General features: G+C 70.4%; 16 protein-coding genes. 8 read left to right on the forward strand and 8 right to left on the reverse strand.

Annotated features, from left to right (window positions below; translation table 11 throughout):
- The first annotated feature begins 11 nt into the window (after positions 1 to 11).
- The gene (locus KF837_03820; GenBank protein ID MBX3226409.1) at positions 12 to 815 is read left to right on the forward strand and encodes a metallophosphoesterase; all 804 of its coding nucleotides are present in this window, start codon (positions 12 to 14) and stop codon (positions 813 to 815) included.
- A 1-nt stretch (position 816) separates the two neighbouring features.
- On the opposite strand, the gene KF837_03825 is transcribed toward KF837_03820, so the two are convergent.
- Genes KF837_03825 through KF837_03840 form a run of 4 tightly spaced genes read right to left on the reverse strand, consistent with a single transcriptional unit; the run spans position 817 to position 6,053 of the window.
- Positions 817 to 2,154: a hypothetical protein gene (locus KF837_03825; protein ID MBX3226410.1), complete on the reverse strand. Its 1,338-nt coding sequence runs from the start codon at positions 2,152 to 2,154 to the stop codon at positions 817 to 819.
- A 25-nt stretch (positions 2,155 to 2,179) separates the two neighbouring features.
- The gene (locus tag KF837_03830) at positions 2,180 to 3,688 is read right to left on the reverse strand and encodes a PAS domain-containing protein (protein MBX3226411.1); all 1,509 of its coding nucleotides are present in this window, start codon (positions 3,686 to 3,688) and stop codon (positions 2,180 to 2,182) included.
- Positions 3,685 to 4,716 (reverse strand): cytochrome d ubiquinol oxidase subunit II, encoded by a 1,032-nt coding sequence (cydB, locus tag KF837_03835; GenBank protein ID MBX3226412.1) that lies wholly within the window; start codon positions 4,714 to 4,716, stop codon positions 3,685 to 3,687. Before cydB ends, KF837_03830 begins: the two co-directional genes overlap by 4 nt.
- On the reverse strand, positions 4,713 to 6,053 hold the full coding sequence (locus KF837_03840) for a cytochrome ubiquinol oxidase subunit I (GenBank protein MBX3226413.1): 1,341 nt from the start codon (positions 6,051 to 6,053) through the stop codon (positions 4,713 to 4,715). Before KF837_03840 ends, cydB begins: the two co-directional genes overlap by 4 nt.
- Before the next feature lie 20 nt (positions 6,054 to 6,073).
- On the opposite strand from KF837_03840, the gene KF837_03845 reads away from it, so the two are divergent.
- The 3 genes from KF837_03845 (at position 6,074) to KF837_03855 (ending at position 9,179) form a co-directional block, all read left to right on the forward strand.
- Complete coding sequence (locus KF837_03845; GenBank protein ID MBX3226414.1) at positions 6,074 to 6,703, forward strand: hypothetical protein; 630 nt, start codon at positions 6,074 to 6,076, stop codon at positions 6,701 to 6,703.
- Positions 6,704 to 7,085: 382 nt separating this feature from the next.
- Positions 7,086 to 8,015 (forward strand): hypothetical protein, encoded by a 930-nt coding sequence (locus KF837_03850; GenBank protein MBX3226415.1) that lies wholly within the window; start codon positions 7,086 to 7,088, stop codon positions 8,013 to 8,015.
- 45 nt (positions 8,016 to 8,060) lie between these two features.
- A complete protein-coding gene (locus KF837_03855) occupies positions 8,061 to 9,179 on the forward strand; it encodes a hypothetical protein (protein MBX3226416.1) in 1,119 nt (372 codons plus the stop codon).
- Between the two features lie 3 nt (positions 9,180 to 9,182).
- On the opposite strand, the gene KF837_03860 is transcribed toward KF837_03855, so the two are convergent.
- The 4 genes from KF837_03860 to KF837_03875 all read right to left on the reverse strand — a co-directional run bounded on the left by KF837_03860 (position 9,183) and on the right by KF837_03875 (position 15,877).
- Positions 9,183 to 12,317, reverse strand: a complete 3,135-nt coding sequence (locus KF837_03860; protein MBX3226417.1) for an efflux RND transporter permease subunit — start codon at positions 12,315 to 12,317, stop codon at positions 9,183 to 9,185.
- Complete coding sequence (locus KF837_03865) at positions 12,314 to 13,570, reverse strand: efflux RND transporter periplasmic adaptor subunit (GenBank protein MBX3226418.1); 1,257 nt, start codon at positions 13,568 to 13,570, stop codon at positions 12,314 to 12,316. Before KF837_03865 ends, KF837_03860 begins: the two co-directional genes overlap by 4 nt.
- A complete protein-coding gene (locus tag KF837_03870; GenBank protein MBX3226419.1) occupies positions 13,567 to 14,877 on the reverse strand; it encodes a TolC family protein in 1,311 nt (436 codons plus the stop codon). The genes KF837_03865 and KF837_03870 overlap by 4 nt, the downstream gene beginning before the upstream one ends.
- A 100-nt stretch (positions 14,878 to 14,977) precedes the next feature.
- The gene (locus tag KF837_03875; GenBank protein ID MBX3226420.1) at positions 14,978 to 15,877 is read right to left on the reverse strand and encodes a matrixin family metalloprotease; all 900 of its coding nucleotides are present in this window, start codon (positions 15,875 to 15,877) and stop codon (positions 14,978 to 14,980) included.
- A gap of 236 nt (positions 15,878 to 16,113) precedes the next feature.
- Between KF837_03875 and KF837_03880 the strand changes: the two genes are divergently transcribed.
- The 4 genes from KF837_03880 to KF837_03895 all read left to right on the forward strand — a co-directional run bounded on the left by KF837_03880 (position 16,114) and on the right by KF837_03895 (position 19,866).
- A complete protein-coding gene (locus KF837_03880) occupies positions 16,114 to 17,133 on the forward strand; it encodes a M15 family metallopeptidase (protein ID MBX3226421.1) in 1,020 nt (339 codons plus the stop codon).
- Between the two features lie 39 nt (positions 17,134 to 17,172).
- Entirely contained in the window at positions 17,173 to 18,084 is a 912-nt protein-coding gene (locus tag KF837_03885) for a hypothetical protein (protein ID MBX3226422.1), read from the forward strand.
- 67 nt (positions 18,085 to 18,151) lie between these two features.
- Positions 18,152 to 19,369 carry a hypothetical protein gene (locus tag KF837_03890; protein ID MBX3226423.1) on the forward strand — a complete coding sequence of 406 codons (1,218 nt, stop codon included), beginning with the start codon at positions 18,152 to 18,154 and terminating at the stop codon, positions 19,367 to 19,369.
- A 5-nt stretch (positions 19,370 to 19,374) separates the two neighbouring features.
- A complete protein-coding gene (locus KF837_03895; GenBank protein ID MBX3226424.1) occupies positions 19,375 to 19,866 on the forward strand; it encodes a hypothetical protein in 492 nt (163 codons plus the stop codon).
- The last annotated feature ends 22 nt before the right edge of the window (positions 19,867 to 19,888 follow it).

The raw sequence follows: 19,888 nt of genomic DNA on the forward strand, positions 1-19,888 counted from the left end.
TCTGACCCCGCGTGCGCCTCCTCGCCGTCAGCGATCTTCACGTCCGCCAGCCGCAGAACCGTCGCTTCGTGGAGGAGATGGCCCCTTCGCGCGGGGATTGGCTGATCCTGGGCGGCGATCTCGGGGAGTCGGAGGCCGATCTGAAATTCGTCTTCGAGGCCCTCGCTCCGCGCTTCGCGCGCCTCGTCTGGGTCCCCGGAAACCACGAGCTCTGGAGCCTCGACCCCGCCGAGCCGCGCGGCGAGGAGCGCTACGAGCGCCTCGTCGCGCTCGCGCGTCGCTACGACGTGCTCACGCCGGAGGACGACTACGCGCCCTGGCCCGAGGACCCGCGCCTCGTCGTCGCGCCGCTGTTCCTCCTCTACGACTACTCGTTCCGCCCCGACGACGTCGCCGATCCGATCGCGTGGGCGGCGGAGGAGGGCATCAAGTGCGCGGACGAGATCTACCTCCGGCCCGATCCGTACCCGTCGCGCGCGGCGTGGTGCGCGGCGCGCTGCGACCGCACCGAGGCGCGGCTCGCGGCGCTCTCGCCGGACACGAGCACCGTCCTCGTGAACCACTTCCCGCTCCGCCAGGCCCACGCGCACCTCCCGCTCGTCCCGCGCTTCTCGATCTGGTGCGGGACGCGGCGGACCGAGGACTGGCACCGGCGGTTCCGCGCGCGCGCGGTCGTCTTCGGGCACCTCCACATCCGGCAGGAGCGCGTCGTCGACGGCGTCACCTTCCACGAGGTGTCGCTCGGCTACCGGCGGCAGTGGAACGAAGAGCACCCCGCGCGCTACGTGCGCCAGGTGTGGCCGCCGGTCGATTAGCTCACTCGGGCTCGGTCGCGACGACGTCCTCGATCATCAGCTGCTTCGAGCTCTTGTCGATGCGGACGTGGCGCGTGAACGTCGACACCTTGCCGTCGCCGTCGAGGTCGCCGCGCGCGACGAGGTCCGCCGTCTGGCCGTCCTTCGCCGCGATCACCTCGTACTGGTAGAAGCTCGGCGTCTCGACCGACCAACCCACCGCGCTCCATGCCTTCCAGCTGTCGGCCGGGGACGTGAGCGCCGCCCTCTTCGGCACCGTGCTCGGGACGGCGGGGAACGAGACGAGCTTCGTCTTCGCCGCGAACGGGCTCTTCGGGTCCTTCGACTCCCACGCCTCCGCGAGCTTGCCCGCGAGGTGGTTCAGGTTCGCGCGCGCCTCCTCCGTGCGCACGCGCATCTTCATCGTGCGCAGCGTGCTGGTGACGAGGCCCATGAAGTCGGTGAGGTCGCGGACCTGCGCCTCGATCGGCTCTTCGAGCTCGATGCGGATCGACGCGCGCGCGGCGCGGTGGCTCGCGACGAGGTTCCGCGCGATGCGCGACACGAGGCGCTGCTGCTCCGGCGTCGCCTTGCTCTCCGCCGAGATCGCGGGCGCGAGCTCGGTCGGGCGCTCGAGCATCTCGTGGATCTTGCGCGCCTCGTCGTCGCTGTCGAAGGTGAGCTCGACCCGCGCCGTGAACCGATCCTCCGTCGAGGCGGCGACGAGGCGGAGGTCGCGCACGTTGTCGCGATCGTCGATCGTCACGACCTCGTCGCCGTCGAGGCTGACCGGCACGAGGCCGTCGCCGCCCGCCGCGAGCGCGAGCTTCACCATCTCCGGGTGCCCGCACGCGAGCCAGCCCGGCGTCGTCGCGCACGCGCGCCCGTTCTCCTTGAACGCCCACGCCTTCGTCGTCCCTTCGATCATGAGCTCGCTCGCGAGCTGGGCGTCCGGCGTGCACGTGCTCTCGAGCGTGTGATCGGGGACGCGGACGACCGCGACCCAGCCGCGCTGTCCGTCGCCGACGAGGATCTCCTTCGCGCCGCCGACGATCGAGTCGACGCACGCGCGGTCGACGCCGGCGACGTCTTTCGCCCACCACGCGAGGCTCGTGGCGACGCCCTGCACGAGCTCCGGCTTCGCGAGGAGCGCGAGGTCGGAGTAGGCGAGCGTCGTGATCTCCTCGTTCGCGGCGTAGGGGAAGCGGACCGCGATCTCCTTCGAAGGCGTGCGCTGCGCGACGGGCTTCGCGCCCTCGATCGTCGCGGGCGGCATTTGCATCACCGGCGGGGGCGGCTTGGGCGCGCAGCCGAGCGAGACGGATCCGAGGGCAGCAGCGAGGAGGTGGGCGCGACGCATGTTCGCGCGCGAGTCTATCGCTCTTTCACGGCGCCGGGAGCCGTACCTCGAACGAGGCGCCGCGGGAAGCGTCGCGGAGCGTGATCGTCCCGCCGTGGGCCTCGATGAAGCGGCGGGCGGTGACGAGGCCGAGGCCGATGCCGCTCGGCTTCGAGCTGTGGAGCGGCTCGAAGAGGTGGGCGCGCACCTGCGGGCTGATGCCGGTGCCGTCGTCGGCGACGATGATCGAGACCGCGCCCGCGGGATCGGTCGAGAGCGAGACGCGGAGCTCGCCGCCGTTCGGCATCGCCTCGACGCCGTTGCGAACGAGGTTCGACAGCGCGCCGGTCAGCTGGTCGGCGTCGACGTCGCGCGTCACCGGATCGTCGGTCGGCAGCTGGCAGACGACGCGCACGTTCGGCGGGATCCAGTCCGCGGCGAGGAGGCGCTCGAGCAGCTCGACGATCGAGGCGGGGTGCCGATCGGGGGTGCGCACGCGCGCGTAGTCGAGGAGCCCGGTGATGATGATGTTCGCGTGCCGGACCTCGTCGTGGATGATGCGGATCGCGTCGTCGACGTTCGAGTGCTGCGGCGCGACGAGGTGGCGCTTCAGGACGTAGGTCGCGTTCAAGATCGCGGCGAGCGGGTTCCTGATCTGGTGCGCGACGCCGCCCGCGAGCTGACCGAGGATCGCGAGGCGCTCCTGGCGGACGAGGTTCTGCTGCGCCTCGCGGAGCTCCTGCGTGCGCTCGTGCACGCGTTGCTCGAGCTCGATGTGCGCGAGCTTGCGCGCGGTGATGTCGTGCGCGATGCCGGTCGTGCCGAGGACGTTGCCGTGGTCGTCGAGGATGCGGGTCTTGACCGTCTCGATCCAGTAGCGCTGGTTCGTCGCGAGGTTCTCGAACTCCTCCTCGACGAACTTGTGCTTCCCGGTCTGCATGACCTCGTTGTCGTCGGCGACGTAGCCCTCCGCGAGCTCGCGCGGCCAGATGTCGAAGTCGGTGAGCCCGATCACGTCCTCCACCTTCGTCCGCCCGGCCGCCTCCGCGAGCCGCTGGTTGACGAGGACGAAGCGGCCCTCCTTGTCCTTGAGCCACGCGATGTCGGGGATGTTGTCGAGGATCGCCTTGCGCTGCCCCTCCGCCTCGCGGAGCTGCGCGTCGCGGCGGCGCTGCTGCGTCACGTCGCGGAAGAGGACCGCCGCCCCGCGGATGCGGCCGTCCGCGCCGCGGAGCGCGGTGCTGCTCAGGAGCAAGTGGACGCCGTTCGGGCGCCCCGCGCGCACGAACATCGGCACGTCGCGCGAGTCTTCGCCCTGCAGCGCGCGGAGGAGCGGGAAGTCCTCGGCGGGGAAGGGGGTGCGCTCGTCGGCGCGGAAGATGCCGTAGCGATCGGTCCAGCGCGACGGATCGGGCTCGAGGTCGCGCACGCCCATGCGGTCCGCGGCGGGGTTCGTGTACACGGGCCGCGCGTCTTCGTCGACGACGAGGAGGGCGTCGTCCATGCGCGCGATGGCCTCGAGCGCCCAGGCGTGCTCGGTGCTCCCGATCTTCACTCCGCCGCCGATGCTACACGTTTGCGCGCGAAGAAGCGGCGGTGTGCGTACGTCGAGTACGCGACGACGAGCGCCATGCCGGGGAGCCACCACGCGAGGCCGATCGTGAGGCCGTACGGCTCGGCGGCCGCGTCGGCGGCGAGCACGCTCCGCGACGCGATCCGCGCGACGAGCCCGTAGGGGTACACGCCGACGCACGCGCAGCCGAAGAGCCCGATCAGCGTGGCCGACGACGCGCGGTAGGCGTTCTCGCCCGCGAGCCGCGCCGAGAGCGCGGTGCCGCCGGCGGCGAGGAGCCCGAAGACGGCCGTCCACGGGCGCGCGGCGAGGCCGGCGATCACGTTGGGCTGGATGCGGAACGTCGCGAAGGTCGCGACCGCGGGCAGGACGGCGGCGGGGGCGAGGAGCTTCGCCGCGACGGCGCGGGCGCGCTCGGCCACGCTCTCGTCCTCGGCGCGGACCGCGAGGCGGAGCGCGCCGTGCCGCGCGATGACGGCGATCGCCGCCGCGCCGACGAGGAGCGTGTACCAGTCGAGGATGCCGACGTCGTCGCCGACGCCGAGGTCGGTCCAGAGCGGCGCGAAGAAGTCGCCGTTCTCGTCGACCGAGACGCCGCGCACGACGTTGCCGATCGCGGCGCCGAAGAACAAGACGAGCAGCGTCGACGCGAAGAAGAAGCCGCCGTCCCAGAGCTCGTTCCAGAGCGGCTGATCGAGCTTGTGCCGCATCTCGATCGCGACGCCGCGGAGGGCGAGGAGCCAGAGCACGATCATGACCGGGAGGTAGAAGCCGCTCACGAACGCGGGGAAGAGGCGCGGGAAGGCGAGGTAGAGCGTGGCGCCGCCGGTGATGAGGTAGACCTCGTTGCCGTCCCAGAACGGCAGGATCGTCTTCAGCACCTCGTGCTTCTCGTGATCCGTCTTCGCGACGAACGGCGAGACGATGCCGGCGCCGAGGTCGTAGCCGTCGAGCACGACGTACGCGGCGAAGGTCGCGCACGTGAGGAAGAACCAGAGGTCCTGGATCACGCTGCCTCCTTCTTCGCCTTCGCCGCCGGGCCGTCGGCGAAGATGCGGTACGCGACGTAGACGAAGAGGAGCGAGAGCAGCGCGTACACGCCCATGAACCCGAGCAAGGTGAAGAGCGCGTTCCCGGCCGACACCTTGTTCGAGTAGCCGTCCGCGGTGCGCATCAGGCCGTAGACGAGCCACGGCTGGCGCCCGAGCTCCGCCGTCATCCAGCCCGCGGTGTTCGCGATGAACGGGAGCGGCGCCGCCATCATCAGGCACCAGAGCACGGGCCGCGCGCGGGGATGGAGGAGGCGGTCCTTCCAGGTGAGCCCCGCCGCGAGCGTCATCAGCGCGATGAAGATCGTCCCGAGGCCGACCATCGAGTGGTACGCGTAGTAGAGGAGGGGCACGTTGTCGGGCCACTGATCGCGGTCGAACGAGGTGAGCCCTTCGATCCGCGCGTCCCAGCGCTGGTGCGTCATGAACGAGAGCACCTTCGGGATCATGATCGGGTTGTCGAGGTCGAGCTTGTCCATGTCGGGCTGGCCGATGAGCGCGAGGGCGGCGCCGTCCTCGGTGTGGAAGTGGCCCTCCATCGCCGCGAACGTGACGGGCTGGTGCTTCACGAGCAGGCGGGCGTGGAGGTCGCCGGTGGGCATCGCCATCATGATGCTCGCGACGACGGCGACGCGGATCCCGACCTTGAGGAAGAGCCGCGCGTGCTCGAGGTGCTGCTTCTGGAGCGTGTAATACGCGCCGGCGGCGGCGACGACGAAGGAGCCGGTGACGACCGCGCCCGTCATCGTGTGCAGGTACTGCACCACCGCCCACGGGTTGCTCAAGTAGGTGCCGAGCGAGTCGAGCGCGATGACGCCGTCGGGGCGCACGGCGTGGCCGACCGGGTGCTGCATGAACGCGTTCGTGACGATGATGAACCAGCCCGAGAGCCACGACCCCGACATGACGAGGCACGCCGCGACGAGGTGGAGCCGCGGCGACATCTTCTTCTCGCCGAAGAGGAACAAGTAGAGGAACGAGGACTCGAGGAAGAACGCGAAGACGCCTTCCATCGCGAGGGTCTGGCCGATGACGCCGCCGGTCGCCTGGGCGAAGCGGGACCAGCCGGCGCCGATCTGGAACTCGAGCGGGATCCCGGTGACGACGCCCATGACGAAGGTGAGCCCGAAGACGCGGGCCCAGAACCGCGCCGCGTCGGCGGCGAGGGGGTTCCCGCGCAGGGCGAGGACCTTGAAGATCACGATGACGAGGGCGAGCCCCATCGTGAGCTGCGGGAACAGGTAGTGGTAGACGACCGTGAAGGCGAAGTGCAGGCGGTGCGCCGTCAGGGCGGTCATTGGGTGTAGGATCTGGGGTCATGGGGCAGGAGATCAAGACGACGTTGCGGTGGGACGGTCGCATCCTCGAGGTGACGGCCTTGCTCGAGACCGACACGCTCGTTTTCCGCGGCGGCGCGACGCTGACGATCCCGTTCGCCGAGATGATGTCGGTCGAGGCGAACGGCGGCTTCCTCGACATCAAGACGTCGCGCGGGCTCATGATGCTGGAGCTGGGCCCGAAGGCGGAGGCGTGGCGCGAGAAGATCAAGAACCCGCGGGCGCTCGTCGAGAAGCTGGGCCTCGACGCGACGAAGAAGGTCTGCATCAGCGGCAAGCTCGACGCGGGCCTCCGGTCGGAGATCGACGCGTCGGGCGCGAAGGTCGCGAAGACCGCCCGCGGCAAGGACTTCGACGTCATCTTCCTCGCCGCGAACGCGAAGAAGGACCTCGAGAAGATGCCTTCGCTCAAGGAGATGCTCGTCGACGACGGCGGCATCTGGATCGTCTACCCGAAGGGCCAGACCGGCGACGACGCCCTGACGGAGCGCGCCGTCCTCACCTCGGGGCGCATCCTCGGCCTCACGGACAACAAGCAAGCCAAGGTCGACGAGACCCTGACCGCCGTGCGCTTCGTCATCCCCGTCGCGCAGCGCAAGAAGAAGAAGTGAGCGGCGTCAGAGCTTCGGCCCTCGCCCCTTCGGAGCACCCCAGACGGAGATGACGACGATCTCGTCGCCTTCCTCCGCTCCGACCTCTGGAACCCTGCACACTACATCGATCGCGCGGAGCTCCCCACCAACGGCGAGATCCTGAAGGCGATGAAGGGAGAGGGCTTCGACGCCGGCGAGTACGACGCCGCGCGCGCCGAGCGCTACGCGCGACGCGAAGGCTTCTACTGACCGCGCGGAGACCGACGGCGAGAATATTCAAAAGCGCTCGACTACCCCCGCCAGTGGGTAGTGAGGGCCCCGAGGCACGACCTAGCTTCGGTGCGCGAGCTCGTCTGCTCGTCACTGAAAGGAGTGCTTCATGTTTCTTACCCGCGCTTCCATGGCCTCGCTCATCGCCCTCGCCACGCTCGCCGCCTGCACCGTCAAGGAGACGGGCGCGACGGAGATCCCCGACTGCCCCGTCCCCGAGGGAGGCACGACGCCGCCGACCGGCGACGCCGGACCGTCGGGCGATCTCGGCGAATGCGTCACCTACCAGCCGGCGGCGATCGACGGCACGAAGTCCGGCACGTTCACCTCCGGGACCGACGTGGTCTCGATCCCGCTCGCCGCCACCGACGTCGGCGGCGGGCTCCTGAAGGTCACCGCCGCCGCGCAGACCCAGGCGCTCGAGGTGTCGCTCTGGCTCGGGGAAGGCGAGAAGAAGGACGAGGCGCGCTGGGAGGGGGGCGCGCTCGACGGTGAGACGCAGACGTTCTACTTCCGGCTCCACGGCGGAAAATCGTACGAGCTCCGCGCGCAGGCGACGAACTACCGCGACGACAAGACGAACGGCTACACCGTCACGTGGGCGTACGAGCCGCTCGTCGACTGCTACGAAGGGAACGACACGCGCGAGGCCGCGAAGCGGATCCCGGTCAACACGCCGATCAAGGCGTTCCTCCACGCCGGCATCGGGCCGAACGACGGCCGGCTCGTCGGCCCGACCGCCGACGACTGGTACTGGTTCGAGCTCGCCGAGCAGCGATCGGTGACGATGCGGGTCAACGTGCCGGGCGACAACACCGCCTTCTTCTCGGTGCGCGACGGCGAGGACGTCGAGGTCTCGTGCGACGATCCGAACTTCGGAGTACACACGAGCGCGACCGACACGGCGGAGGACATGGCGAGCTGCTCCGCGACGCTCGCGCCCGGCAAGTACTGGGTCCGCGGCGGGCTCGGCAACAGCGAGGAGCCCGGCACGGGGCCCGGCGACGCGGTGCCGCGCACGTGGAACACCCCGTACACGCTCACGATCGACGCAAAGTGAAACAGCGCGCGGCGATCGTCGCGTGTTAGGGTCGCGCGCTTGCCCGTGACGAAGAGCCGAGCGAACGCGCTCCTCCGGCTCCATCTCACGTCCGGCATCGACGTCATGACGTTGATGCCGGTCGTGTCGGAGCTCTTGAAGGAGCTGATCCCCAGCTTCAGCTTGTCGATGATCCGAGTCGACGAGACCTGCGCGCCGCGGGAGCACTACAGCGAGTACTTCGACGAAGCGAGCCACGAGCTCTTCGCGCGCGCCGGCGCTCAGTTCTCGGCGCGGTCGAGCGATCCGGCCGCCTTCAGCAACTTGCTCCGCAACCGGAGGGCGGTCGGGACGCTCATCGACACGCGGCCCGACTACGTCGCCGGCGCGACGTACCAGCACCTGTTCAAGCGCAACGGCATCCACCACTGCCTCGACATCGCGATGCGCGACGGCACCGGGCCGATCGGCATCCTCGGCATCTTCCGCGAAGAGCGGACGCAGAAGTTCACGCGCAGCGAGGTCGTCATCGCGGACGGGCTCTACCACCACCTCGTGCACGCCTGCGCCCAGCGCGCGATCGGGACGGAGTTCGACGAGATCGAGACCGCGCTCGTCGTCGTGGACCTCCGCGGCAAGATCGTCTGGGCTTCGCGCGACGGCCGCCGCTGGCTCGAGGACGTCGCGATGGGCGCGGAGCGTGCCCCGCTCGTCGAGGCCGGGCTCATCCCTGCCGCCTGCGCCGAGCTCGTGCGCTCGTTCGTGCGGTCGCGCACCACCTCGTCGCGCGCGAGCGGCGCCGGCCGTGTCCCGACGACCGTGCTGCCGATCCCGGGCGGGCGCCTCCGCCTGCGCGCGTACCCGCTCGAGGGCGCCGGGCGCTGCGACTACATCGGCATCCAGATGGGCCTCGAGATGGACCGTGGGCTCCGCGTCCTCCGCGCCCTCGAGCGCGCCGCGCTCTCGCCGCAGCAGTGCCGGCTCGCGCTGGCGCAGTGGCAGAGCCGCCCCAGGAGCGAGATCCGCTCCCTCCTCGGCGTCACGGCGAACACGCTCAAGTCGTATCAAAAGGACATGTACAGCCGCCTCGCGGTGGGCAGCGCCGCCGAGCTCCGCGAGCTGCTCGACGATCAGGCACGCGCCGTCTCCCTCGACCTCGTGCGCCACCGCCCGCGCGCGGCGTGAGGCTCAATGACCCGCGTGATGCGGGAGCGGAGCGGTGTGCTCGCTCGGGACGGTGGGGCGGTCCTTGATGATCTTCGCGCGCATGCGGCCGGTGACGACGTAGAACGCCGGGACCACGAGCAGGCTCAGGACCGTCGACACCGTGAGGCCGCCCAACACCGCCGCCGCCATCGGGGAGCGCGTCTCGGTGCCGGGGCCGAGGCCGAGGAGCGGGGGCACCGCCGCCATCATCGTCGCGACCGTCGTCATCAAGATCGGGCGGAGGCGGAGCGGGCCCGCCTTCTGCATCGACTCGAGCGCGGGGAGGCCCTCGTGCTCGCGCACCTGCTCGGCGTACTCGACGAGGAGGATGGAGTTCTTCTTCACGATCCCCATCAGGAGCAAGAGGCCGATCATGCTGAAGAGGTTCAGCGTCTTCCCCGAGACGACGAGGCCCAAGATCGCGCCGCATATCGCGAGGGGTAAGATCGTGAGCACCGTCACCGGATGGAGGAACGAGTTGAACTGGCTCGCGAGCACCATGTACGCGACGAGGACTCCGATCAGCATCGCGAACCAGAGGCCGCTCGTCGTCTCCTCGAGCTGCGAGGCCTGGCCGCCCGGCGCGACGCGGAGGCCGAGCGGCAGCGTCTTCGCGAGCTCGTAGACCTTGTTCATCGCCTCCTGCTGCGAGTGGCCCGCGCCGACGTTCGCGCGGATGCTGATCGCGCGCTCGCGATCGAGGCGGCTGATCGCCTGGAGGACCGGCTCCTCCTTCTGCGTCACCACCATCGTGAGCGGGATGAGCTGCTGGTTCATGCCGCGCACGCGGATGAGCGAGAGGTCCTCCGGCCGCGCGCGCTGCGCCGCGAGGAGGCGCATCCGGACGTCGACGCGGCGGCCCGCGGTCGAGAACTTCCCGACCGTGCCGCCGCCGACGAGCGCGCTCACGGTCGTGCCGAGGTCGCTGATCGAGACGCCGAGGTCGGTCGCGCGGCGGCGGTCGGGGATGATCTGCAGCTCGGAGCCGCCGACGTTGTAGTCGGACGTGATGTCCGTCGCGTAGCCGGTCTTCTCGAGCTCCGTCTTGTACATGTCGGACGCCTTCACGAGCGCGTCCCAGTCCGCGCCGCGGATCGTGAAGTCGACGGGAGAGCCGCCGCCGGTCGTGCCGAAGCCCTGCTGCGAGGGGTCCTGCACCGAGCCGCGGAGGCCGGGGATCCCTTGCAGGTCCTTGCGCAACGCGAGCATCAGCTGCTGCGCGGTGAGCTTGCGCTGGGACGGCTCCACGAGCGTGAGCGACATCTGGCCCGACGAGGTGGAGAGGGTCACGAGCATGTGCGCGATCTCGGGGTGCGCGGCGATGCGCGCCTCCGCCTTCGCGAGGAGCGGCTGCGCGGCGTCCGGCGTCATGCCGGCCTCGGTGCGGAGCGAGACGTTGAGGCGGCTCTGGTCCTGCGAGGGGATGAACTCCGTCTTGATGCGCGTGACGAGGAAGCCGCACGCGCCGAGGACCACCACCGCGAGGCCGAGCACCTTCCACGGATGGCGGAGCGCGCCGGCGAGGACGCGACCGTACCAGCGTTCGAGGCGGCCGAACCCGTCGTCGACCTTGCGCCCGAGCCAGCTCCGGCCTTCGCGCGACGCGTTGAGCATCTGCGCGCAGCGCGCCGGCGCGAGCGTGATCGCCTCGAAGTACGAGAGCATGACCGCGACCGAGAGCGTGACGCCGAACTGGAAGAAGAACTTGCCGATGACGCCGCTCATGAAGACGACGGGCAAGAAGATCGCGATGACGGCGAGCGTCGCCGCGAGCGCGGCGAACGTGATCTCCTTCGTCCCCTCCGACGAGGCCCGCACCTTGTCCTTCCCCATCTCCGCGTGGCGGTAGATGTTCTCCATGACCATGACCGCGTCGTCGACGACGAGGCCGACCGCGAGCGAGAGCCCGAGGAGGGTGAAGGTGTTGAGCGTGAACCCGACGAAGTAGATGACGGCGACGGTGCCGAGGAGCGACATCGGGATCGCGAGGACGACGTTCAGCGTGCTCGAGAGCGATCCGAGGAAGAGCCAGCACACGAACGCGGTGAGGATGACCGCCATGACGAGCTCGAGCTCGAGCTCGTGGACCGACTCCGAGATGAAGACGGTGGAGTCGAAGAGGACCTGGACGTCCATGCCCTCCGGCAGCGTCCGCTTGATCTCCTCGACCCGCGCGCGCACCGCGGTCGCGACCGCGACCGCGTTGGTGCCGCGCTGCTTGAGGATGCCCATCGTCTGGATCGGCACGCCGTCGAGGCGCGAGATGCTCGTCGCGTCCTCGAAGCCGTCTTCGACGAGCGCGACGTCCTCGAGGTAGACCGGCGTCGTCGAGCCGGGGGTGACCTGCCCGGTGCGTTGATCGACGGTCGCGGGCCGGCCCTTCCGGACGACGAGCTTCCGGAACGTCTCGATGTCGAGCGCCTCGCCGAGGAGGCGGACGTCGAGCGTGCGCGTGCCGGTCTGGAGCTGGCCGCCGGGCACCTCGATGTGCTCGGCCTTGAGCGCGCCCGTGATGTCGCTGACGACGACGCCTTTCTCGATGAGGCGCATCGCGTCGAGCCAGATGCGGACGTTGCGCGGCGGCGATCCCGAAAGCGTGATCGTGCCGACGCCCTCCACCGTCTGGAGCCGCTCCATCACCTGGAACTGGGCGACGTCGGAGAGCATCTGCTTCGAGAACGGGCCCGTGACCGCGATCTGGAGGATGGCTTGATCGTCCGGGTTCGACTTCGACACCGTCGGCGCCTGGACGTCCTTCGGGAGCGATCGCTGCGCGGCGGCGACCTTCGCCTGGATGTCCTGGAGCGCGAGGTCGACGTTGCGCGACATGTCGAACGTCACCGTCACGCGGCCGTTGCCCGAGCGCGCCTGCGACGCGATCTGGCGGACGCCCTCGACCTGCGAGATCGCCTGCTCGAGCGGCTCCACCAGCTCGCGCTCGACCGCGGGCGGTGACGCGCCGGGCCAGGAGATCGAGACCGAGATGTTCGGGTAGTCGACGTCGGGGAACTGGCTGATCCCGATGCGCGTGAGCGCGACGATGCCGAACAGCATCGTGGACGCCATCATCATCCAGGCGAAGACGGGGTTCTTGATCGAGACGTCGGTGATGTTCACTGCGCGGGCGCTCCGGAGCCTGCGCCGCGCGGTCCGCGAGCCGCCCCGCCGTCGCCGCGGCGGCGACCGGCGTCGCCGCCGGCCGTGTCGTCGAGCGGCTCCGCGCCGGCGTCCATCGAGAGGAGGCGGTTCGCCTTCACCTTCGCGCCCGGGCTCAGCGCGTCGCCGCCGCGGACGACGATCCAGTCGCCGTCCTTGAGGCCGTCCTTGATCTCGATCCATCCGTCGCGCGTGCTCATGCCCGTCGTCACGACGCGCTCGGCGGCGGTGTCGTTCTCGACGACGTAGACGACGTAGCCGTGATCGGTCGCGCGCATCGCGCCGCGCGGGATGATCGGAGCGTCGCGCGTCGCGCCGATGTTCACGCTCACGTCGCAGAAGGAGCCGGGGCGGAGCCAGTACTTGTGCTCCTCCGCGTCGAGGACCTCGCCCGTGACCGCGACCATGCGCGTGGTCGCGTCGGCGGCGGCGGCGACGAGCGTGATCTTCGCGCGGAAGGCGCGCTGCGTCTCGCGCATCGTGAAGTCGGCGATCATGCCGGGCTTCAGGCGCGGCGCCTCCTGCGGCTCGATCGCGAACCGGAGCAGCATCGGGTCCTGGCGCAGGAGCGTCGCCATCAGCGCGCCGGCGTTGACGAACTGCCCCGTCTCGATCGTGCGCGTCTGGATGATGCCGTCCATCGGCGCGCGGACGTTCGAGTCGCGGAGGTTCAGCTCCGCGGTCTTGAGGTTCTCGGTCGCGACGGCGGTGTCCGCCTTCGCGGTGAGCGTGCGCGTGCGGTAGGTCGCGAGCTCTTCGCCGGGGATGAGGCCGGGGTGCGCGTCCATCGCGCCTTCGCGGCGGCTGACCTGGCCCTCGACGTCCTTCTGCGCGGCCTGCGCCTTCTCGAGGTTCGCCTTCGCGCTGTTCACCGCGAGCTGGTAGCGCTGCGAGTCGATGATGACGAGGACGTCGCCTTTGTGGACCTCCTGCCCCTCCGCGAAGGCGACGCGGTCCACCGCGCCCGAGACGCGGGAGGTGACCTGGACGCGCTCGAACGCCTCGATCGTGCCCGGCGCGTTGACGAGGTAGTCGACCTTCTGCGCCTTCACGAGGAGCGTGTCGACCGCGAACAAGAGCCCGCCGTCACCGCGGATCCCGCGCGACCCGCCGCGCCCGCCCCCCTGCTCCGCGGTGGGCGTCTCATGCTTGCACGCGAAGAGCACGCCGCTCGGCACCCCGATCGCGATCGCGAGGAAGAGCGCGCGCTTCACTTCGCCGGCTCCGCGTCGTCGATCGGGCCGAGCCCGAGCGCGAAGCGCAGCTCGAGGTAGGCCTGTTCCATCGTGAGGAGCGCCGACGCGCGCGTGACCTCGGCGTCGAACGCGCGCTGCGTCGCGTCGGTGAGCTCCAGCGCGCGCGCGAGGCCCTGCTTGTAGAGGATCTGCGTCTCCTCGACGCCGCGCTGCGCGAGCGCGATCGCCTCGTCGGCGATGCGGAACGCCTCCCGCGCCGCGCGGAGAGAGACGAGCGCGGTGCGGATGTCGTTGTCGACCGCGCGGCGGAGGAGGCTCTCGTCGAGCGCCTGGCTCGAGGCCTGCGCGCCTCGCGTGCGCATGTCGGCGTAGCGCTGGCCGGCGTCGAAGATCTGCCAGCTCAGGTTGAGCGTGATCGTCTCGCTGTGCCCCTGCTCCGTCGCGAGCGGGTCCGGGTTCACGCGCATCGACGCGCCGGCGTTGAGCGACGGGATGAGGCGGTAGTACGGCTCGCGGGCCGATGCGCGGAGCGCCTCGGTGCGCTCGTGCGCGGCGCGGAGATCGGGCCGCCGATCGAGCGCGGCCTTGATCTGATCGTCCGCGCGCGTCTCGAAGTTGCCGGCCGCCGACGTCGTGGTGCCCGCCTGCGCGAGCGGAGACTCCTCGCCCGCGGCGGGGACCTGGACCCGGCGGCCCATCAGGAAGCCGAGCGTGAGGTACGCGGTGCCGAGGCGGCCCTCCGAGCTCGCGACGTCGCGCGCGGCGGTGGCGAGGTCGAGCGTCGCGCGCGTCGCGTCGTTGATGCTCGAGAGGCCGGCCGCGGTGCGGGCCTCGGCGTTGGCGATGTTCACCTTCGCGCGCTCGAGGCGGCGGATCGACGCGGCGAAGACGCGCTCGGCGGCGAGCGCTTGCAGGAACGCGCGCGCGGTGTCGAACGCGACGACGCGCCGATCCTGCACGCTGGCCCACCGCTCGGACTCGAGCTGGTGGCTCGCCTGCGCGTACTGCGGGAACGCGCTCGGGTTGAGGAGCGGCTGCGAGAGGCTGAGCGTGCCGCTCGACGTGACCTGTCGCCCCGCGCGATCGGGCTGCAGGTTGTAGTTCCCGCCACCTTGTGCGGTCAGCGACGGATAGAACGCGGTGCGCGCGCGATCGAGCGAGCCGGCGGCCTGCTCGACGCGGACCGCCGCCTTGCGCGCGCGCTCGTTGTTCGCGAGCGCGGTGCGCACCGCGTCCTCGAGCCGGAGCGGACCCTCGGCGTGGGCGGTCCGCGCGCCGAGGACCATCGACGCAAGGACGAGCACGAAGAGGAACGTCTTGCGCATCAGCGCGGGAATGGTCGGCCTGGGTACGTGCCCAGATCAATGGCGTTCTGCAACGTTCCGACCAGCCGCAAGGTCGCCGCGACGGGACGCCGCGTCGTCGCTACGACGAGCGGAGGCGCCGGCGGACGAAGGCGCACGCGAGGAAGAGGAGGCCGACGCCGCCGGCGAGGTTCGATCGCGTCGTGCTCGTCGCGCAGCTGCCGCTCGAGGGCGGGGTCTTCTTCTTCGTGCTGCTGCTTCCGCTGTCGTCGTCGTCGTCGTCATCGCCGCCGGTCGGCGGGTAGATCCCGCAGACGCCGTCGATGTCGTCGTCCGAGAGCGCGCGCTTGCTCTCGATGCCGGGGTCGCAGCGGTTCGCCGACTGGCAGTACGACGGCGCCATGATCGAGTCGGGGTCGTCGCTGTGCGCGAGGCCGAGGTAGTGACCGGCCTCGTGGATCATCACCGACTGGAAGTCGATCGCGTCGCTGTCCTCGTCGCTCAGCGAGAAGAGCGTCTCGTACGTGTTGATCTCGATGTCGGCGTAGTCGATGACGCCGCCCTTCTCGCCGTAGATCTGGTTCGTGAGGGCGAGCGAGTCGGCGCCGCCCTTGTTGTAGGGCCACTCGTCGTCGCGGAAGTAGATGCCGAACGGCTCCTTGCCTTGCTTGCGGCCGACCGGCTTCTCCCGCTCGATGTCGGGGCCCTCCTCGAAGCGCACGGATGTCCGTCCGCCGCTGGGACACCGCACACCTTCCCACGCGGCGAACGCGGCCCGCACGGCGTCGCGCGCGCGGGTGTCGTTCAGCTTCGACGAGCCCGACGCGGCGAAGCGGTAGACGATCGGGAGCGAGGCCCAGATGACGACTCGGCCGCTGCGGATGCAGTTGCGCTCGTTCCGCTCGCAGGTCTCGGTCGCCTCGTTGCAGGTCGTCGTTCGGCAGAACGCGCTCGCGTCACGCGATACGCCCAGCGCGGCGACCCCGAGGGTCGCGGCCAGAAGCCAACGGCGAAGCGACATCTCGAAGGGTGATCCTAGCATCGCTCGTACCGGCCTCTCATCACCGCCGAGAGGGAAAATTACAGGCAATCTCGTGCACCTACCTTGTCACCTCAGGGGCAGCATCGATCCGCCCGTGCTGCCTCTTGCCCGCGGAGAGACGCGCTCTCCGTGCGCAGGGACGTGCGCGAGTGGAGCGCAAACGGCACGGATCGCGGGGTCGAGCGAACGGCGCGCGTCATGCAGTGTAGGCCGACGTGCTCCGCTCCTTCGCGCTCTCTCTCGTCGCCGTCGGTCTCCTCGCGGCCGGGTGCTCCGCCGACGCGGCGGAGGGCTCGATCCATGACGACGAGGAGCCGATCGGTCAGGTCAGCTCCGCGTTGAAAGACGGCGATCCGGTCTCCCTCGCGGTGACGGAGAGCTGCTCGACGACGGCGGTGAAGGGCCTCGCGATCCAGCTCGTCGAGGAGATCCAGTGCCTGCGTCCGGGCACGATGAAGAAGATCGACGGTGTGCCCGGTCTTCAGCTCGGCGCGGCGGTGTTCCCGTACCTCCAGACGCCCGCCGCCGACGCGTTGATCGCGGCGCAGAAGGTCCGCAACGTCACGCTCTCGATGAACTCGGGTCTGCGGACGCTCCCGCAGCAGTACCTCCTCTATCGTTGGTACCAGACGAAGCGCTGCGGCATCGGTCTCGCCGCGTCGCCGGGCAAGAGCAACCACGAGTCCGCGATCGCGATCGACATCAACGACAACGCGGCGTGGCGGAGCGCGCTCCAGGGCAAGGGCTACCGCTGGCTCGGCGCGAACGATCCGGTCCACTTCGACTTCGGCGGAAAGGGCGCGGTCGATCTGCGCGGCCTGTCGGTCGAGGCCTTCCAGCGGCTCTGGAACCGCAACCATCCGGAAGACAAGATCGGCGAAGACGGCGATTACGGGGTAGAGACGGAGAAGCGCCTCGCGCGCGCGCCCGCGAACGGCTTCGCGATCGGCGCCAAGTGCGACGGCCCCGCCGCGCAGAACATCCCGCCGCCGATGGCGGAGGCGCCGAGCGTCCCCGACGGCGAGGAGCCGGCGACGTCGACCGACGCGACGGAGCCGCAGGACGACGCCGACGACGGCGACGACGGCGCCACGCCGGGCTCGAGCCGCAAGCGCGCGCTCGGCAACGCCGAGAGTGGTTGCAACATGCATGGAACCTCCGGCCGCGCGGATCTCCCGTTCTTCGCCGCGCTGGGCCTCGGGTTGCTCGTCTGGCGACGACGCCGATCGGGATAACTTGATCTGTGCTCCGCCGGCGCGGACGATGAGCGCGTCGTGCGCTTCGTCCGTCCCGTCGCCGCCTTCCTGCTGGTCGCGCAGGCGGCGTGTCTCCCCGAGCTGCCGCCGCCACCGACGAGGGGCTACGGCGCGCCGTACGCCGGGACGGGGAAGCCGATCTACGTCAAGGACAGCCGCAACGACTGGCAGGCGTCGGAGGGGGGCCGGCCGATCACGTCGGAGCAGGCGCTCGAGGCGACGAAGGACGAGGAGTACGAGATCCGGCGGCAGGCCGCGAAGGCCTACAACGAGAAGATCCACGTCGAGGGGCAGAGCAACCGTTCGCTCGGCAAGGTCCTCATGTATGCGGGCACCGGCGTCGCCGTCGCGGGCTTCGCGGTCATGTTCGTGCTGCCTTCGGCGCTGCGCGAAACGACGACCACGCCGCGCACCGCGACCGAGCCGGAGGTCCGCGTGACGGAGGCCGGCGGCGCGTCGACGGCGGCGCTGCTCGGCGGCCTCCTCGTCGGCCTCGCGGGCATCGGCATGATCGCGTACGGCTACGTCGGCGGGAGCAAGGACCCGCCCTATCACCTCTGGCGAACCCCGTCCGCGCTCGACCGCCCCGCCTACGTCCGCGAGAAGACGGAGGCCTACAACGAACGCATCGGCGCCCCGCCGGTCGAGGAGCAACCCGGCGCCGTCGAGACAATCCCTCTCGCCCCAGGCCAGCGCAAGCAGCCACCGCCCAAGCCGCCCGCCCACCCCTCCGCGCCCGGTGCGGCGTCGCCCGGTCACGCGCCAGGTGCGGCGACGCCCGGCCACGCGCCAGGTGCGGCGACGCCCGGCCACGCGCCCACGCCACGTCCGCCCGCAGCGCCGACGGCTCCGCCCACTGCATCGACGCCGCGTCCGCCCGCTGCGCCCACGGCGCCGCTCACTCCTCCTGCGAGCGGAGGTCGGCGATGAGCGCGCCCGCCTCGTCCGCTCGCGCGCCTTCGGCGGCGTCCGGTCGCGCCGCTCGTGGAGGGCGTCGATGAGCGTGCTCGTTCGCGGCTTCGTGATGATCGGGGTCGTCGGTACGAGCGCGTGTTTTGGGTACTCCGCGATGCCGCCGGAGCGGGCGGCGCCGGCGGTTCGTAAGATCCAGGACGCGAAGATCCTCGAGATGAAGGTGCACCTCCACAAGCAGCTCGGGCTCTGCCCCGGCCTCGAGGGGAAGATGTACGTCAACGCGAACGTGCAGTGGCCCGGCTCGAAGCCGGTGGTGCGGTCGCTCGGGTCCGACGTCGACTCGCTGCAGCCCTCCGACTTCACGATCACCGGCCCCCTCCTGAAAGGGGACGCGAAAGCCCATTTGTTCCCGGACCCCGACGTCCAGAAATCGATCGACGTCGGGTTCGACGCCACCGTCGTCTACAAACCGGATCCGAAGTTCACGTTCAAAGAGAACTTCCCGCCCGAATACAGCTGCTACGGCGGCTGGTTCACCGACGGCGGCGCCGGCGGCCCCGGCGCCTACGGCGGCGACGGAGGGAACAACGGACCCGGCACCCCGGGCGACCACGGCGGCCACGGCGGCGCCGGCGGTCACGGCGAGCCGGGCGGTAAGATAACGGCTTATGTGACGATCGTCGCGACTCGCTATTATCCGCGCCTCTTTGCCGTGCTCGCCAACAATACCTTTTTCCTCGCGCCGGCCGATCGCGAGCTCCTCTTCGGCGCGGCGGGAGGGCAGGGCGGCGCCGGCGGCAACGGCGGCTGGGGCGGCAACGGCGGCGATCAACAGACCGAGACGAAAGAGATCTGGGAGAACAAGCAGAAGGTCAACGTCACCTTCGGCGTCGGCGTCGCGGGCAACGGGGGCCACGGCGGCGACGGCGGGTCCGGCGGTCCGGGCGGTCGCGGCGGCGTCGTCGAGGTCACCTACGACGCCGCGTTCCCCGAGCTCGCGCGCTTCTTGAGCGTCGACGTGCGCGGCGGCGCGGGCGGCTGGGGCGGCGCCGAGGGCGGCGGCGGCAACGGGGGAGGGAGCACCGCCGAGAGACGAGCGAAAGAAGGGAGCCCCGGTCAGCCCGGCCGGCCCGGCCACGAGGGCAGCCCCGGCCCCGACGGCTCCGGCGTCGTGCGCGCGGGTCAGGTCGCCTCGCGCTTCCACAACATCCGCGGCATCGCGATCTTCGGCACGCCGCAGGCGAAGGCGATGCAGCAGAACCCTCCCGCCGGCGCGGTGGCGCCCCGGACCAAGAAGTGAGCACGATGAAGCGAGTCCTCGCCGTCCTCCTCCTCGCCTCCGCCTCCGCCGCCGTGGCCTGCGGCGGCGTCAAGGAGACCGAGACCGGCCCCGAGATCCGCGCCACCGTGACCTTCGACCGCTTCAGCGTGCGGAGCCAGGACGCGTTCAGGAGCGCCGACGCGAAGGAGTTCGAGCTCGGCGCGGACATGACCGACTACGTCATCACGATGAGCATCGACGCCAGCGACGGGACGGCGCGGTCCGAGAAGAGCGGCGCCGAGAAGGAGCTCTTCCCCGCCCAGGCCCCGGTCGTCGACGTCTCGGTCGAGGGCGGAGCGAAGATCCCCGCGCCGAAGCTCGAGGCGAAGACCAGCTTCCAGTCCACGTCGTTCACGAGCGACGAGCTCGTCGTCCCCGGCTCCGAGAAGGGCAAGACGCTCCTGATTCACATCGAGGCGAGCGACACGCGAGGCCTCGTGTCGAACGCGATCGACTTCAAAATACCGCTGCGATAGGCCGATTGCGATAGTCGCTTAT

Origin of the sequence: Labilithrix sp. (genome assembly GCA_019637155.1) — a bacterium.
Taxonomy (GTDB): Bacteria; Myxococcota_A; Polyangia; order Polyangiales; family Polyangiaceae; genus Labilithrix.

Excerpts from the sequence above, each read along its gene's own strand:
- KF837_03895 (MBX3226424.1), top strand. The coding sequence starts at position 19,375 with ATGAAGCGAGTCCTCGCCGTCCTCCTCCTCGCCTCCGCCTCCGCCGCC.
- KF837_03845 (MBX3226414.1), top strand. The coding sequence starts at position 6,074 with ATGGGGCAGGAGATCAAGACGACGTTGCGGTGGGACGGTCGCATCCTC.
- KF837_03840 (MBX3226413.1), bottom strand. The coding sequence starts at position 6,053 with ATGACCGCCCTGACGGCGCACCGCCTGCACTTCGCCTTCACGGTCGTC.
- KF837_03850 (MBX3226415.1), top strand. The coding sequence starts at position 7,086 with ATGGCCTCGCTCATCGCCCTCGCCACGCTCGCCGCCTGCACCGTCAAG.
- KF837_03875 (MBX3226420.1), bottom strand. The coding sequence starts at position 15,877 with ATGTCGCTTCGCCGTTGGCTTCTGGCCGCGACCCTCGGGGTCGCCGCG.
- KF837_03890 (MBX3226423.1), top strand. The coding sequence starts at position 18,152 with ATGAGCGTGCTCGTTCGCGGCTTCGTGATGATCGGGGTCGTCGGTACG.
- KF837_03870 (MBX3226419.1), bottom strand. The coding sequence starts at position 14,877 with ATGCGCAAGACGTTCCTCTTCGTGCTCGTCCTTGCGTCGATGGTCCTC.
- KF837_03825 (MBX3226410.1), bottom strand. The coding sequence starts at position 2,154 with ATGCGTCGCGCCCACCTCCTCGCTGCTGCCCTCGGATCCGTCTCGCTC.